Annotated in this window: 14 protein-coding genes; 6 read left to right on the top strand and 8 right to left on the bottom strand. The window is 64.1% G+C overall.

The window, feature by feature from the left end; translation table 11 throughout:
- Position 1: 1 nt before the first annotated feature.
- The 4 genes from C8J39_RS05910 to C8J39_RS05895 all read left to right on the top strand — a co-directional run bounded on the left by C8J39_RS05910 (position 2) and on the right by C8J39_RS05895 (position 6,365).
- Positions 2 to 1,372, top strand: coding sequence for an O-antigen ligase (locus C8J39_RS05910; RefSeq protein ID WP_120299592.1), 1,371 nt, complete (start codon positions 2 to 4; stop codon positions 1,370 to 1,372).
- Entirely contained in the window at positions 1,372 to 2,973 is a 1,602-nt protein-coding gene (locus C8J39_RS05905) for a hypothetical protein (RefSeq protein ID WP_120299591.1), read from the top strand. Before C8J39_RS05910 ends, C8J39_RS05905 begins: the two co-directional genes overlap by 1 nt.
- Positions 2,974 to 3,154: 181 nt before the next feature.
- A complete protein-coding gene (locus C8J39_RS05900; protein WP_243649739.1) occupies positions 3,155 to 3,910 on the top strand; it encodes a WecB/TagA/CpsF family glycosyltransferase in 756 nt (251 codons plus the stop codon).
- A 37-nt stretch (positions 3,911 to 3,947) separates the two neighbouring features.
- Positions 3,948 to 6,365, top strand: a complete 2,418-nt coding sequence (locus tag C8J39_RS05895) for a sialidase family protein (protein WP_120299590.1) — start codon at positions 3,948 to 3,950, stop codon at positions 6,363 to 6,365.
- Positions 6,366 to 6,448: 83 nt separating this feature from the next.
- On the opposite strand, the gene C8J39_RS05890 is transcribed toward C8J39_RS05895, so the two are convergent.
- From C8J39_RS05890 to C8J39_RS05855, 8 genes are all read right to left on the bottom strand, one after another.
- Positions 6,449 to 6,772 carry a Rap1a/Tai family immunity protein gene (locus tag C8J39_RS05890; protein ID WP_120299589.1) on the bottom strand — a complete coding sequence of 108 codons (324 nt, stop codon included), beginning with the start codon at positions 6,770 to 6,772 and terminating at the stop codon, positions 6,449 to 6,451.
- Positions 6,773 to 6,860: 88 nt separating this feature from the next.
- Positions 6,861 to 7,586: a hypothetical protein gene (locus C8J39_RS05885; RefSeq protein ID WP_120299588.1), complete on the bottom strand. Its 726-nt coding sequence runs from the start codon at positions 7,584 to 7,586 to the stop codon at positions 6,861 to 6,863.
- Between the two features lie 111 nt (positions 7,587 to 7,697).
- Positions 7,698 to 7,997, bottom strand: coding sequence for a hypothetical protein (locus C8J39_RS05880; RefSeq protein WP_120299587.1), 300 nt, complete (start codon positions 7,995 to 7,997; stop codon positions 7,698 to 7,700).
- Between the two features lie 463 nt (positions 7,998 to 8,460).
- Positions 8,461 to 10,581 (bottom strand): polysaccharide biosynthesis tyrosine autokinase, encoded by a 2,121-nt coding sequence (locus tag C8J39_RS05875; RefSeq protein WP_107951807.1) that lies wholly within the window; start codon positions 10,579 to 10,581, stop codon positions 8,461 to 8,463.
- A 64-nt stretch (positions 10,582 to 10,645) separates the two neighbouring features.
- Complete coding sequence (locus C8J39_RS05870) at positions 10,646 to 12,037, bottom strand: outer membrane beta-barrel protein (protein WP_120299586.1); 1,392 nt, start codon at positions 12,035 to 12,037, stop codon at positions 10,646 to 10,648.
- A gap of 41 nt (positions 12,038 to 12,078) precedes the next feature.
- Complete coding sequence (locus C8J39_RS05865) at positions 12,079 to 12,666, bottom strand: polysaccharide biosynthesis/export family protein (protein ID WP_056061505.1); 588 nt, start codon at positions 12,664 to 12,666, stop codon at positions 12,079 to 12,081.
- Positions 12,667 to 12,734: 68 nt separating this feature from the next.
- Positions 12,735 to 13,286, bottom strand: a complete 552-nt coding sequence (locus C8J39_RS05860; RefSeq protein WP_243649750.1) for a glycosyltransferase — start codon at positions 13,284 to 13,286, stop codon at positions 12,735 to 12,737.
- A 5-nt stretch (positions 13,287 to 13,291) separates the two neighbouring features.
- Positions 13,292 to 13,738 (bottom strand): hypothetical protein, encoded by a 447-nt coding sequence (locus C8J39_RS05855; protein WP_056061499.1) that lies wholly within the window; start codon positions 13,736 to 13,738, stop codon positions 13,292 to 13,294.
- A gap of 412 nt (positions 13,739 to 14,150) precedes the next feature.
- Between C8J39_RS05855 and C8J39_RS05850 the strand changes: the two genes are divergently transcribed.
- Both C8J39_RS05850 and C8J39_RS05845 read left to right on the top strand, forming a co-directional pair.
- Positions 14,151 to 14,876 carry a metallophosphoesterase family protein gene (locus C8J39_RS05850; protein ID WP_120299584.1) on the top strand — a complete coding sequence of 242 codons (726 nt, stop codon included), beginning with the start codon at positions 14,151 to 14,153 and terminating at the stop codon, positions 14,874 to 14,876.
- 178 nt (positions 14,877 to 15,054) lie between these two features.
- On the top strand, positions 15,055 to 15,327 hold the full coding sequence (locus tag C8J39_RS05845; RefSeq protein WP_120299583.1) for a hypothetical protein: 273 nt from the start codon (positions 15,055 to 15,057) through the stop codon (positions 15,325 to 15,327).
- Positions 15,328 to 15,723 lie beyond the last annotated feature (396 nt).

The raw sequence follows: 15,723 nt of genomic DNA, 5'->3' as shown, positions 1-15,723 counted from the left end.
CATGGCGACGGCGATCAACGTAGCGCGACGACCCGCAGCGGGGCCGATCACGCCCCAGCAACGCGCGACGCGCCTGCGTACGCGTCGGCGCTACGCCATCGCCAATGCGTGTTTCGTGGTGTTCCTCGCGCTGGTGCTGGTCGGCACGTCGGCGTTCCAGGAATGGGCGTTTTCCGGGGCGATCGGGCAAGGCGACGCGGCCAACCAGGTGCTGCACGTCGTCATCTTCGTGATGCTGCTCGCGGGCAGCGGCATGCCGAGCAAGCGTCAACTGTTCTGCATCCCCCTCGGACTTGCGCTGTTGCTCGCCTATTGCTTCTTCTCGGTGACCTGGGCGATCGCGCCGTTCATCTCGTTCCGGCGTATTTCGCTGACCGCGCTCGTGGTCTGGGTGACGTTCCGGCAGATCAACGATCTCGGTACCGAACGCGCACTGAAGCTCATTCGCTACGTGTTGATCGCGGTGCTGATCATCAATTATCTGATGGTGTTCCTGACTCCCTACGGCATCCATTCGGAAGTGTTCGGCGAGGAATCGTCGGTGGTCGGCGACTGGCGCGGAATCATCCCGCACAAGAACGTCGCTGGGGCAGCGTGCGCGTTCACCGTGCTGTTCTTTACGTTCGACAACCGGCAGTTTCCGCGGATCGTTTCCGCGCTGGTGATCGCGGCGGCGACGATCTTCCTGTATTATACGCATTCGAGCACATCGGAATTGTCGCTCGTCCTCGCGCTGGCGATGGGTTTTGCGATCCGGCCCTATGATGCCAGCCACCGCTTCGCCGTCGGGATTTGCCTTGCGATGGTCGTCGGGCTGGCGATGCAGATCCTGTTCGTAAACCTCACGGCGTTGAGCGATTTCGTCAACGATCCCGGTGCCTTGACCGGCCGCGGCGCGATCTGGCCGCTGTTGTTCGAATATGCGCGCGAGCATCTCTGGACCGGCGCCGGCTTCAGTTCGTTCTGGCAGATTGGCCCGGACAGTCCGATCTGGACGCTGACCAGTGGTTGGGTCGCGGTGTATGCCGCGCATGGGCACAACGGCTTCCTCGACCTGCTCGTCACGATCGGCCTGCCCGGCCTGCTGCTGGCGATCGTCGTGATGATCGTCTGGCCGTTGCTGCGGCTGTTGCTCAGCCAGTCGATCGGCAAGCCGCGGCGATCGCTGCTGGTGGCGATCATCATCTTCTGCGCCGGGCATAATCTGGCTGAATCCACGTTGCTGAACACCGCGTCGCTCGTCGAAGTGTTCCTGTTGATCGCGATCGCGATCACCTATCGCGAGTCCGATGCTAGCCCTGGCGCACATCACGCGCTGCGTGGGCGGATGACGCGGTTGTTGCGGAGGCCGGCCCGGCTATCGCGCCGCTGATGGCCCGCTCGATCGGTTCGGCGCGATTGTGGGGACTGGTGGACGGGCTGTTTCCTGCTGAAGATAGCGCCGCTCGACCACCGGCTCGCCAATGGCCGCTGCGCCTCCTGATCTTCGTCGCATGGCTCGCGCTAGTTGTGTTTCTGGTCGCGCATCACGTGATGTGGCGCGACGAGGTCCGCGCGCTCAGCCTCGCGACCCGAGGGGCGTCGGTCCTCGACATGCCGGCGGCGGCGCGCGGTTACGGGCATCCGCTGCTCTGGCATGTGCTGCTGCGGTTCGGCACCGACCTGTGGGGGACGAAACTCGTCCTGCCGGGCCTCGCGCTGGCGATCGGCATCGTTGCCGCGGCCATCCTCGTGTTCGTCGCCCGCCTGTCCCTGCCGGTGATGATCCTGACGCTGTTCGGCGGGTTCGCGACGTTCGACTATGTCGTGATGGCGCGGAACTACGGGCTCGCGATGCTGCTGCTGTTGCTCGTCGCCTGGGCCTATCCGGGAGTTCGGGAACGCGGCCGGTCTCACCCGCTGATCCTCGGGGGCCTATTGTTCCTGCTGTGCAACGCCAACGTCCATGCGGTCGTGCTGGCTGGCGCGTTCGGTATCTTCTGGCTTGGCGACCTGATCGCGCAGGAGGGATGGGGCTGGAGCCGGACGAAGCGGCAATGGCTCACCGCGATGATCGTCGCCGGCTTGGGCGCCTTGCTTGCGTTCGTATCGGTCTATCCGTCGGTCGAGGACGCACCCGCCGCCGTGCACCGGAGTTTCGGCCAGACGCTGCTCCACCTCATACCCGGTGTCGAGTTCCAGCGGATCTTCGGGAATTTCAACGCGAGCCTGCCGGTCATGATCCTCGCGGCGGTGCTCGTCACCGGCAGCGTCGCCGCCTTTGCGCGCCGCCCCGCCGCCCTCGTTGCGGCGGTCGCGGCGCTGGGCGGGCTGCAACTGCTGTTCGTGTTCGTCTATCCGGGTCATTACCGCCACGATGCGCTGTTGATCGTGTTCTTCGTCGTGCTGCACTGGCTGACGGCGAAGGGGTTCGGCGGCTGGCACGACACGGTATTCGCCCGTCGCGCAGAGCGGATCGGCCGCATCGCCTTTCTCGCGCTGCTAGCCGCCCAGCTTCCCGCGACAGCGCGCGCCGTCGTCCAGGCGGCGAAGGCGCAGCCGCAGGGCGAGGCGAAAGCGCTCGTCGACCTGCTCGCGACCAAGGGCCTCTCTCGGTCGGTCGTGATCGCCGACCCGGACTTCCTGATCGAAAGCATCGCCTATTATGGCGCGAACCCGACCTGGTCGGTTAGACGCGACCGGTTCACGTCGCTGGTGCCGATGACTCTCGCCGAGACCGCACCGATGAGCCCGGGCCGCCTGCTCGCCACCGCAAAGCGCCTCGCCGCGGCCAAGCACAGGCCGGTCGTGATTTTGCTGTCGACACCGCTCGACGATGTAAGGCAGCGCGCGGTAATCGATCGCGGCACGTTCGGGCCGCTGGTGCTCGATCCGGACGACATCGCCAAGTTTCGCGCGGCAACGACCAAGCTTGCGACGCTTCGAACTGCGTCAGGCGATGAAGTATACGACGTCTATCGACTGGCACCGTAACGTCCGTAATTACCGTCTCGGGCTTGCCATGCCTTGGTGGGCTCGCGCATAGCATCCTCAATACAGGTCAGACGTTTGCGGTCTTGTAAGATCTGGACGGGGAGACGAGCCGCTGTTCGAGCGCGATCATCACGGGACTGCGCCGAACGCCGTCGACACCTCGGTCGGCGACGACGGCCGCGTGCGGACCGCGACGATCGGCGGCATGAAGATCGCCCGGCTGCGGCGCGACGAACTCGCGGCACTGATGCTCGCCGACACGGCGCGCGCGCGGGCCGGGACGCTGGCGGAACCGCGGATCGTCACCTCGGCCAATGGCAGCGTGATCGCCGCCTATAATCGCGACGCGGACTATCGACGGCTGATCGACGGCGCCGACATCGTCGATGCGGATGGCATGCCGCTGGTGTTCGCCAGCCGGCTCCTGTGCCGCGAGCCGCTCGAGGAGCGCATCGCCACCACCGATTTTCTGCTCGACGCGGCCACCATCGCCGCGCGCGACGACATCCGCTTCTTCTTCCTCGGCTCGCGACCGGGCGTCGCGGCTCGCGCCGCGCAGCATCTCCGCAGCCGCTTCCCCGGCCTCAAGGTCGTCGGCACGCGCCACGGATTCTTCTCGCCCGACGCGATCCCGGACATTTGCGCGAAGGTCCGTGCGTCCGGCGCCGACGTGTTGTGGATCGGCATGGGCAGCCCCGCGCAGGAGCGGTTCGCGGTCGACAACCGGCATCTGCTCGGCGGGGTCGCGTGGATCCGGACCTGTGGCGGGCTGTTCGATCATTACGGCGGCGGCGTATCGCGCGCGCCAAACTGGATGCAGGCGACCGGGCTGGAGTGGCTCTACCGTGCCGCACGCGAACCGGTGCGGCTCGGCTGGCGCTATCTCGTGACAAGTCCGGTCGCGATCTACTATCTGGCAACCAGAACGCATGATTGACAGCCCTCGCGCGGGGCCGGGATCGGCAGGGAGTTCGATGGAACCACATGTACGCCGCACCGTCCGCTATGAGGATTTCGTCCAGCCCCGCCGCCGTCGCTGGCCGTGGATCCTGGGCGTCGTGATGCTGCTCGCGCTGGCCGCCGGGATCGCCGCCTTCTGGTTCGGGGGCGACCACCAGGCGCACGCCGCGCCGCCCGCTTTGTCGCAGACCGGTGGCCCGGTCGCGTCCGAGGCCTATCAGTGGAAGCACGTCGCGATCGGCGGCGGCGGCATGATCTCCGGCCTGTCGAGTGATGCTTCGGGCAAGACCTTCGTCTCGCGCACCGACGTCTATGGCGCGTATATCTGGGACGCGTCGGCGAACCGCTGGAGCCAGCTCGTCACCGCGGCGTCGATGCCCGACAGCATCCGCACGCAGAACGGCGCCGCCGCGGGTGCGTACGAGATCGTCGTCGCCCCCTCGCGCGCGCAACGCATCTACATGGCGTTGCAGGGCCGGGTCTATCGCTCGGACGATACCGGCAGGCACTGGGTCCAGCCCAATGCCGGCAATCCCTTCCCGATGGTGTGGGACGCGAACAGCGAGTTCCGCCTGCACGGTCCGTTCATGGCGGTCGATCCGACCAATCCGGACATCGTCCTGCTCGGTACCCCCGCGACCGGGCTGTGGCGCTCGACCGATGGCGGCGCGCAGTGGACGCATGTCGGCTCGGTCCCGGTCAGCAAGGATCGCAAGCCCGATGCGGGCGCGCAGGCGCCCGGCACGATGCTCTGGTTCGAACGACCCGCCGGCGGCAAGCCGACCGGGCGGTTGTTCGCGCTCGCATCGGGTGCGGGCATGTTCGTGTCCAACGACGCGGGTGCGACGTTCCGCCCGCTTCCGGCGGTCGGGTCGCAGCCAATGACGCTCCAGCGCGGTACGTTCGATCGTCGCGGCACGTTCTTCGGCGTCGATGATCTGAGCAAGTCGATCTGGTCGTACCGCGACGGACGCTGGCGCGATCTCACCGCGGACCTCGGCCTGACCGTGCGCGAATATGCCGCGGTCGTCGCCAATCCGCGAGCCGACCAGGTCATCGTCGTGGACCGCGGCGGGCAGGGCTATGCCAGCACAGACGGCGGCGCGACCTGGAACAGCGTATCGCACAGCGCGAAGGCGGGGGAGGGCGATCCCCCCTGGCTCCGCGTCGCCAACGCGCCGTTCTTCACGACTGCGGACATGATGTTCGACCCCGTCGTGCCGAACCGGGTCTGGGTCGCGGCGGGCATGGGCGTGTTCCATGCCGACGTGCCGCCGGGCACGGGCGCGCTCGACTGGGTCAGCCAGACTCGGGGGATCGAGGAGCTTGTCGCCAACGACGTGATCCAGCCGTCCGGCGGCTCGCCGATCTTTGCCGGCTGGGATTTCGGTATCCACGTGAAGGACGATCTCAACGCCTATTCGACGACGTTCGGCCCCGGCGAGCGTGCGTTGATGACCGTCCCGCAGCTCGATTGGACGCCGGCCAAGCCCGGCTTCGTCGTCAGCAACGCATCCGATGCGCGGATGGGCTGCTGTTCGGAGGACGGCAACGCAGTGATGGCGGGCACCAGCACCGACGGCGGCCGCAAATGGGCCAAGTTCCCGACGCTGCCGACACCCCCCGGCACCAAGGACGACGATCCTTGGCGGATGTCGTTCGGGACGATCGCAGTCTCGTCCGGCGACCCCCAGAACATCATCTGGGCACCCGCGTTTAACCGCCAGCCCTATTACACCAAGGACGGCGGCCGCAGCTGGACGCCGGTCCGCCTGCCCGGCGCGAGCGGCGATACGCCCGGATCGTTCCAGGCGCAGTGGATGCAGCGCAAAACGCTGACCGCGGACAAGGCCATCCCCGGCACCTTCTACCTCTACCATAGCGGCGGTGGCGCGAACGCCGGTCTCCAGGGACTGTGGCGGACGACCGACGGCGGCGTCGGCTGGGACAAGGTCTTCGACGGCGAACTCGCACCGTCGAGCGAACTCGCGGCAAAGCTCCGGTCGGTGCCCGGCCATCCTGGCAACCTGTTCTTCACCTCCGCCTTCGAGCACACCAGCGATACCGGCCTGCGTCGCAGCATCGACGGCGGCAAGACCTGGCAAACCGTCACCGGCGTTACCCGCGTCGACGACATCGCGTTCGGCAAGGCGGCCAAGGGCAAGACCTATCCGACGCTGTTCCTGTCGGGGCGGGTCGCCGGCGAATACGGCATCTGGCGATCGGTCGACGACGCCGCGAGCTGGCAGCAGCTCACCGACTTCCCGGTCGGTACGCTCGATCAGGTCAGCGTGGTCGGCGCCGATCCCGACGTCTTCGGCCGGGTGTATCTCGGCTATGTGGGTTCAAGCTGGATATGGGGCGAGCCCGCTCCGTGCAAACCTGCCGCCTATCGCCCGTTGGCGGATCGGCAATGCTCATCGGTTCGCTAAGCGATAGCTCTGCAGGCGCGGGAGCGGTTCAGGCGGACTGACGCTCCCCGCCCGCTAGCGTCAGTCCGAGATCGGAGCCGGCGCTACTTCCGCTTGCACGGGAACGCGCGTTGCAGTGCATCGCGCACCACGAACGACGGTGCGCCGGTCGCCTTCTTGCCCCGCGTCCGCAGATATTTGCGCGCAGTCGCCATGACCTCGATGTTGGAGGAGCGCGTCGGCGACGGGCAAATCTGGCGGGCCAGCGACAGCGTGTCGAACGCCGCCAGGATAAAGCCGGTGCAGAATGTCGGCGCGGGGTCGTTGTCCTTGCCGCGACACTGTTCGACGAGCTGATCGGTGGTGAGCGCGCTCACGACGACCGGTCGGTCTGCCGCGGCAGCAAGCAGGGCAAGCGCCAATATCATCGTCTTCGTCCCTCTCGACGTCGCCCGGACCGGGATCCGCCACTGTTCCGGCGTATCGGCAAAGCCACGATGGCCAGCCTGGATACACCTACTCGCTCGCCACGCTATTCAGATACGGCAGCAGGCGCACGCGTGGGAACACCTCGTCGAGCGACTTGGTATCGGGCAGGATATAGACCACGCCGCCTTTTCGCTGCAGCAGCGGGCGAAGCTTCTTCGTGTAGAAACTGGTGCCGACATTGATGCAGCCGAAGCTGATCCGGTTGTCGTCCGGCGTCGGAGACAGCAGCCGTTCGACGCGATGCTCGGACTTGTGCGTGGTGATCACCGCATGCAGTGCCACCGAATTCGTATAATCCACCCAGAGCACTCGCTGGCGCCCCAGCGCCTTGCCGAATTTCGCGACGAACCTGCCCGCGGGCGTCGTCCGTTCGACCGGACCGATCTCAGAGAGGTTCTTTGCGCCCACGCCGGGCGTCGAATCATCGCCTATGCCGACGCCGAGCAGGACGGGCGTCTGTCCCTGATAGTCGCCCTTGGCGTTGAACAGGAACAACGTCGCCGTCGGCTTGTCGATGACGACATAGGGAAGGGTCCCATTGTCGTGGGCGGCCGTCACCCATGCGATCATGCGGCTGGCCGCTTCCGATCGCATAGGTTCCGGGTCTTGGGTCACGTCCTCGGCCGGAACGGCTTTCGGACGTGGTTTCGCCACGACCTTGCGGTCGCGCGTGTGCGACACGGCCTTGCGGTCGGTCGCGTGCGACGGGGGGGCCGTGGCGAAACCCGGTTGCGCTGCAAGCACTGCGATCATGAGCGCCGCGGCTATGCCCGTACGCGAGGCGATACGGCACGGCCCGTCTACGGCGGCGGTCCTGTTCAGCAGATTTGTCCCTTCAGGCAACCGGAGTGCGCGATGATGCGCTTAGCCGCGTGGCTTGCGCTGCCGCTGTTGCATCTGCTGCTCCATGCCATCGACGCGACCGTTGATCTGGTCGATCCGCTGACCGTTCTGCTGCGCCTGACCGGCAGCAGCCTGAGCCTGTGCCAGCGCCTGGCCGGACGTGCCCTCGACGGTGCGCAGACGCCCGTCCATGCCGTCGATGCGGGTGTTCACGGTAGCGATCTGCTCCCGGACGAAGCCCTTCGTGGCGCAACCGCCAAGGCCCGTGGCGCCGACCAGAATCAGCCCGACCGTGGTAAATTTAGGAAGATTGGAACGCATATACTCACCTCTCCGAACGTGGATCGCATCTTCCATCCCACGCCAGCGACGGACGACAATCGATTTTAGTCGAGACGTGCGGCTTATACGTCGGGAACCAGGCGCCGGGCTTCGCCGATATGCGTGTCGCTTGACCCGTACTGCGGTGTTCGAAGGCTCGCCAATTCGCGATAAGTTAAGCGTTCTCAACGCGATGGTTAGAGCAGCGAGCTAGGTAAGCCGCGCGGCTCACGGACTTCCTCACTACGCGGCGCATGATGTTGCGAATGTTCGTGAGGAACGAATTTAGACTGTTCGCTGGAATGCGATCGGACCTGCATGTCGCGGTCGTGAACGCTGCGTCAGCGTCTTCCCGGCAAACCGATCGGCAGCGCCCCGATGAGCCGCCTGTAGCAGTGGTAGCTCTGTGCTCGAACGCCGTCGGTGAAGCCGGGCAATCGCCTTCACCGACGGCGCGACGCCATCATGCTTCCTGGTAATATTCCGAATATTGCTTCGAATAATAATAATACGACCCGACTGCCTGCGAGCTCGTGTCGACCATCGTGAACATCGAGCCGACCAGGTTGGCGCCATCCGACTTCAGCCATGCGGCGGCCGAGGTGACGGCGTGCTTCGGCGTGTTGTTCCAGCGGATCACGAGAGCGACCGCATCGGCCAGGGCCGCGAGGAAGCGACCATCTGCCAGACCGACGAGCGGCGGCAGATCAAGGATGATCGTGTCGTAGCGCTCGGACAGCTGCTCGAGGATCTTCGGCATCAGGTCGTTGCCGAACAGATTCTCGGACGAGAAGAATGGCTTGTGGATGATGATCTGGTCGAGGTTCTGCAACCCGCTCGGCTCGATCGCCTCGTCGAGCGTCACGTCGCCGTGAAGCAGTTCGACCAGACCGACGCCATCGGCCTTGGTCTGCGTGATCATCCGCAACTGCGCGCGGCGGACGTCCGCATCGACGATGATCGTCCTGTCGCCGTTCATCGCCATCACGCGCGCCAGCGCCAGCGCGGTGGTGGTCTTGCCTTCGCCCGGCAGGGCCGAGGTAAGCGCGATGATCTTCGGCCGAGGCTGGCCGCGGACGCCGAGCAGCGAGGCGCGGGCATTGCGCAACGCTTCGGAATATTGCGACGTCGGCTTGTCGACCACGATATCGGCAGGGTGATCCTGCCGGATATTCGGGATCGCCGCGATCAACGGCACGCCCAGCTCGCTTTCGACCTCGTCGATGCTGCGCATGCCGGTGACCAGCATTTCCTGCGTCACGATGACCGCGATGCCGACGCCGAACCCGGCGATGAGCGACAACAGGAACAGCAGCGGGCGGTTCGGCCAACTGGGCGACTGTGGCGGCTCGGCATTGTCGATGATCTGCGCCTGCGCGATCGAGTTCTGCGCAGCCTGACGCGATTCGAGCGCCATCTGCGAGATCTTCTCGTACGCGTCGTGCTTGCCGTCGGCATCACGCTGGAGACTGGCGGCGATGACCGATGCGCGAGCGTTGCCGGCCTGCTTCTGTTCGAGCTGGGTCATCGATTGGCGCAGGCTGGCCGCCCGTGCGTCGGCGGCGCCTGCATCGGCATCGAGCGAGCGCACGACCCGACCCATTTCCTTGCTCAGTTCGGCGTCGATCCCCGCAACCTGATCGCGAACCTTGATGAAATCGGGGTGACGTTCGCCGTAGCGGCCACGGACGTCTTCGAGCGTCTGCGACAAGGATGCCCGCTTGCTCCGCAGATCCTGGATGGTCGCCGACTGGCGAACATCGGAAATCGAGTCGAGCGCGCCGCGACGGACCTGCTGTTTAGCCGACTGCTCCTTCGAACGCGCTTCGGCGGCAAAGGATTCGGCCGACGCAAGCTGCAATGAAAGCGGTGCGACCTGCTGGTCGACGATCGTCCCGGTCTGGTTCGAGGCACCGCGGACGATGCCGGCCTGCGCCTGGTACTGCGCGACGCGCTCGTCGGCGACACGGATGTCGGCCGCGAGTTCATCCATGCGCTTCTGGTACCACGCCGTCTGGCGCTCGGCGGTACCGATCTTGTTGCCGACCTTGGTATCGAGATAGCCGGTCGCGAACGCATTGGCGATGCGTGCGGCCTTGTCGGCGGATTCCGAATTGAAGCGAATCGCCATGATATAGGTCAGGCGATCGCGCGCGACGTCGAGGTGGCTGTTGACCGACCGCGCGACGACATCGAGCTTGGCCGCCGGCGACAATGCAGGCTTGCCTTCGGGGGGCGGGCCACCACTGAATTCCGGATCGTTGAGCAGGTTGAGCCGCTTGACGACGACGCGCGCCAGGTCGAGCGAGCGGATCACCGACACCTCGGTCTCGATCGCCTCACTGGCGAGCTGCGCCTGCGCATCGTTGGCGGTGCGCGCCAGCGGGTTGCGGCTCGGATCGATCTGGATGCGGGTCACGCCCTGATAGACCGGCGTGATCCGCAGCGTCAGGATGATGCCGATCGCGGCGACCACCGCGGTGATGCCCAGGAGGATCAGGATGCGCCGGCGGATGACGTCGCGCACCGTGCGGATCACGTCGCTCAACCGGGTCTCGGGCTCTGCCGCGTTCACGACCTTCATGTCAGGATTTTCCTAAGTATCTGGCGGACAGGCCGTTGTTCTTCAGTTGAGACATGGTTGCGTCCTATCGTCTGATACGGATCGAGAAACGTGCACGCAACTCGTCAAAAGGATTGCCGAGGCCGACGCCGCTCGGTTTGTTGGATCCGTAGCCGATGTTCGCATCGAGACCGAGCCATCGCGTGATCTGGTAGCGGCTGCCGACTTCCGCGCGATAGACTTGCGTGGAACTCGACCGCTCCGGATACTCGCGCTTGCTGACTTCGCCACCGACCGTGACGATCAGATTGTACAGAAGTTCGTGATCGACCGTGACTCGGATCCGGTTATCCCATGAACTGCCCGCGTTGGACAAGTCGACGTCGATCAACCGGCGTTGCAGGAGAATACCGACCGTCGTGAGTTCGCTCGGAAACCAGTCCGCGCGTGCCTCGACCGACAGGCCGCTCGTCGTGCGATACGTCTGGCTCGCGTCGAACTTGCGGTAACTATAGCCGATGCCGACGGTGCCGCGCGCGACGCCGGCGATATCGAAATTCGATCCGAACACGCCGCGATAGCCGTTCGAATCGCGGTTCGGTGCGCCGAACGCCTGCGCAAGACCATAATTGTTCCGGTCGGCCTCGAGCCGCGTGTAGAGAGACAGGCTGGGGCTGAAACCGAGTTCATACGTGCCGGTGCCGGCATAGGTGACGCGATCGCGATACCGCTGGTCGCGGATCAACCCGTCCGCAAAGCGCACCGAACTGAATTCGTACGAGGTGCGATCGATCGTCCCGATCACGCGCGACCGGCCAGAATCGTACGACGTCCGGGTTCCGAGGAACGTCCGCAGATACCGCGACGGCTCGATCAGATTCGCGACGACATCGGCGGAGAACGGCGACTCGTACGTCCGGTCTGCCTGTGCGTCGAGCCGCACCGTCAGGTCGCGCGTCACGTCGATGCGGCCGCTGCCCTGGACGTTCCACGCATCCTGATTGCGGATTGTCTGCTTGGCGAAACGCCGGATGTCCGCAGCGCCGGTAAGCCGCAACTGATGCACCGACCAGTCGGACGCCACGTTCACATAGGGTTCGAACGACGTGTAGACGTCGGACTTCTTGTTCGTGTTGTCGTTGAAGATGTTGTCGCTGTAACCGATCGACGTGTTCAGCTGCGGGTTTACGATAAAACTGCCGAGCCGGACGCCCAGCGCGTCATATTCGGGCCGCCCGCGTTCGACGACACCGACATTGTGACCACGATCATAGTCGTCACCGCTGGTTGTCGCGGGCGGCAGCAACAGGCTGCTGGTCTGCGCGGCGGCAACGGCGGGGGTAAGCGCGGACGCTGCGATCAATGTACCGCGAAGCCACAGCGCGGCGGCCCGGTGCCTAGACGCGGCGCGCGTCTGCGTGATGCTGCGTACCCCCGTCATATCGTCCGCGTCCCAGGTCCGGCTCGTCGAAAACAAGCGATAGCGTATCGACCGGCCTGACCGGATCGTGCTCGGTATCAGAAAAACCGCTCCGTCAGACGGATCGTGTCGCCCGGATAGATCCGCAGGTTGGGCGTCAGGACATATTCCTGCTCATATTGATCGCCGAACCGGCGGATGCGGACGGTCGCCTTGCGCGCGCGGGGCGTATAGCCCTGTGCCGTGGCGATCGCATTCAAAGCGGTCAGCCCGCTCAGATAGGGATATTGGCCGGGCGAGCGGACTTCGCCGAGGATGAAGAACGGGCGGTAGGTCGCCACCTCCATGTTCACGCGGGGGTCGCGAAGATAGCCATCGGACAGGCGCGCCTGCACCTCCTGCGTGACGCGCTCGATCGGCTTGCCCGCGACCTGCACGTTGCCGATCAGCGGTAGCGAGATCTCGCCATCGCTGCTGACCGAGAAATCACCGCTCAATTGCGGTTCATTGTAAACAATGACGCGAATCTTGTCGCCAGCGCCTAGTTTGTAGATGTCGTCGCTCGCTGCGCCCTCGGCATAGCGTTCACCGCTCGAAATAGGGGGCGGGCCGGATTTCGAACATCCGGCAAGCGCAAAGGCGGCTAGCAAGACAAAAGCCGCTCTATTTTTCACGCAAACCCCCATTTACACTGTCAGTTCTTGGCTAACATGCCGATACTAAAGCATCAAGGTAATTTGTTGCATCGCGGTATCTATCGGAGACCGGGTCTGTCGGGCTCACCGCCTCGTTTGCCGGAGAGAAAATGCCGTAGTTGTCGGACCTTGGAGGTCTTGGCGGGTCGATGAACGATCTCCGCCAATTGCTCGACAAACGCATCCGAGGCGATGGTATTGAGCGTCGGATACGCAGTCAGGTCATCGACCCGCTCGAGCAGCGCGCGCAGTTCGACTTCCGTGTCCGCAGGGTAGATGCCGGGGCGATCGCCAAATTGCCGCAAGGTCGCGAACTGGTGGCCGTTGCGATGTTCGCCGAGCTTGTGGTTTCGCGGCATCACGATGATCGGCTTGCCGAATTCCATCGCGGTGATGATCGATCCCATGCCCGCATGGCACACCATCACGCGACACTCCTTCTGCAGATCGCGGAAGACGTCATAGGCGACGTGCGCAAAGCTCTTCAGGGCAACCGGGCGATAGCGGGTCGGGCCGACCTGCGCGATCACATCGGAGCGACCATGGTCGACCGCCCACCCGTCGACCGCGCGGATCAGCCGATCGAAAGGCAATTGCGTACCGACGGACACCAGAATCACAGGATTTGCCCTAGGTAACGCAGCGATGGGTTCTCGTCGGCGAGATGTTGCCACTGCGCGATTCGCAGATCGGCGAACGGCTTCACGAGGCGCCCCGACAGCGATAATGTTTCGCTGTTGGCGATGCTGTCGATCCAGATCGTTCGTGCGCCGAACATCTTGGCGATCATCAGCGCCAGCGCGCCCGGTGCGGCACCGGTCGACACGACCAGGTCTGGATCGAACGCGCGGAAGACCCGCAGCAAGCCAAGCAGGGTAGGTGCCATCGCCCAGGCCGAATCCCTCGCCGTGTCGGCGATTTCGAGAACCTCGCGGTCGCCGAGCGGCGGCGTCATGCCTTTGGACGTACTGACGAATTGGCAGTCCGCGCCGACGAACGCCGCGCGAAGGCGGTGAAGTTCGATCCAATGCCCACCGGCCGAGGCGACAAGCAGGACGCGCATCAGGGTGCCGCTATCCGGATTTACCGGGAAGCGCAAATGATCGATCGATGCAACGGGTGTATTCGTTCGCCGCGGGGTAGAATCCGCCGAGGATGCGGCAGTATCGCTGTCATTGCCCGGGTTCACGAAGAACCGCTCGGGCAGGGAACGGGCTGACGTTGATCCGACCTCAGCCACTTTGTCGCGTCCCCATCTTGCGCCACCAGTCCATCGGGATCATGCTCGACTTGGTGCATACCGTCCGTGACTGGCCCTCTTCAATTATCGGCCAGCCCATGGGATGTGCAGTGCTCCACTATCGCAGACTTTGATATTCCAGCAATCGAACCAATTGATCGCAATGGCATATTCAAGTTAGATCGCCGCGCTTCCCCCACGACCTTGCGGGAAACGCTATACCGGAGATGTTGCGTTGCCAAGCACCGATTCTGGTGACCGAATATATGCCATCGGTGACATCCACGGCCGATACGACCTTCTCCAGATGTTGATCGCGCGGATCGGCGAGCATTCTGCAAGCTTGCCGGCGGCTCGCTCGCTCTACGTGGTTTTGATCGGAGACGTCGTCGATCGCGGGCCGCAAAGCGCCGAGGTGCTGGCAATGCTTTATGGTCTCCAGCGCCAGAATAGCCGCGTCATCGTCCTGCTCGGCAATCATGAAGAGGCGATGCTTCAGGCGCTCGACGGCGATCCGGACGCATTGCGGCGATGGCTTGCGGTAGGCGGCGATGCGACGCTCGCCAGCTTCGGCATCGCACCGCTGCGCACCGACGACGACCCACGCGACTATATGAATAGCGCGCGACGCGCGATCCCGCGGCAGTGGCTCGCCTGGCTTCGTCAATTGCCACTCAGTGTCCAGTCCGGAGACTATTACTTCGTCCATGCGGGTGTTCGTCCCGGTGTCGCGCTTGCGCGGCAGGTGCGCGACGACATGCTGTGGATCCGAAGCGAGTTCCTCCGGTCCGAACGCGATTTCGGTGCGGTCGTCGTCCACGGACACAGCATTACCCCCGATGTCGATGTCCGCGAGAACCGGATTGGTATCGATACCGGTGCGTATCGAACAGGCGTTCTCAGTGCGATCTACTTGGAAGGTGAAAAAAGGGACATACTTGCTGTCTCGTTGCCAATGTGAACTCACGGAAGTGAGCAACTGCAGCAAATTGTAAAAAACAAACGGTCCTATTGTAAGGAACATGCAATTTGGGCAATTGATCCAGGTTAGTGGTGCGATCCCTGTACTTGACTCTTCTGCCAGCACGTGAGTAACTGAAGTATAGGCGCGGAAACGCCGTATTCAGGGGTCGGAAATCATGTTCAAAAAGATCATTCTTGGAGCGGCGCTCGCTAGCCAGGCTTTCATCGGTACCGCGTATGCAGCACCGGCGCGTCCGCAAGCAGTCAGCTTCGACAGCGTAAAGATGGTCGATGCTGCCGGTTCGCCGACGCGCATCGGAACGTCGGCCAAGCGCAAGAATGATCTTGCTGGCGCGCCATTCCTGCTGCCGTTGCTCGGTGTCGTTGCCCTGGTTGCAGTGGTTGCGGTCGTTGCCAGCGGTGGTGACGACGACTCCAGCCCGAACTGATCGGCTGACGCTGCCTCGCTAGGCACGCGATCGCGAGAGTTATTGAGGCGAAGCATTCGAACGAGTGCTTCGCCTTTATCTTTTTGTGCCTTTCAGTGGTTTTTGATCCACGGTCGCGTTCGGTAACGTCAAAAACGTCCGGACGGTGACGTCGATGACTTGCCGGCTGGGGGCGTGATCTTCGCCAATTGCTGTGGATCGACGAATCCGCACGGTCGTCCCGGCCGATTGCGACGATCGATCGCCTGGCGGGCTCACCTGCCTGTCCCAGTCCTTATCGAAGCGGTCCATCGATGGCTTTACGTGACGTACGATCGCTGACGGCAAGCGCGAGATTGCATGACCCGGTGGACATGATCGTCATGCTGTGCCGCAGCGAACATCATCGCTACAGTG

This window comes from Sphingomonas sp. PP-CC-1A-547 (genome assembly GCF_003610375.1).
Lineage (GTDB): Bacteria > Pseudomonadota > Alphaproteobacteria > Sphingomonadales > Sphingomonadaceae > Sphingomonas.
The sequence above is the reverse complement of the archived record's forward strand: the minus strand, read 5'-3'. Positions and strand labels throughout refer to the sequence as shown.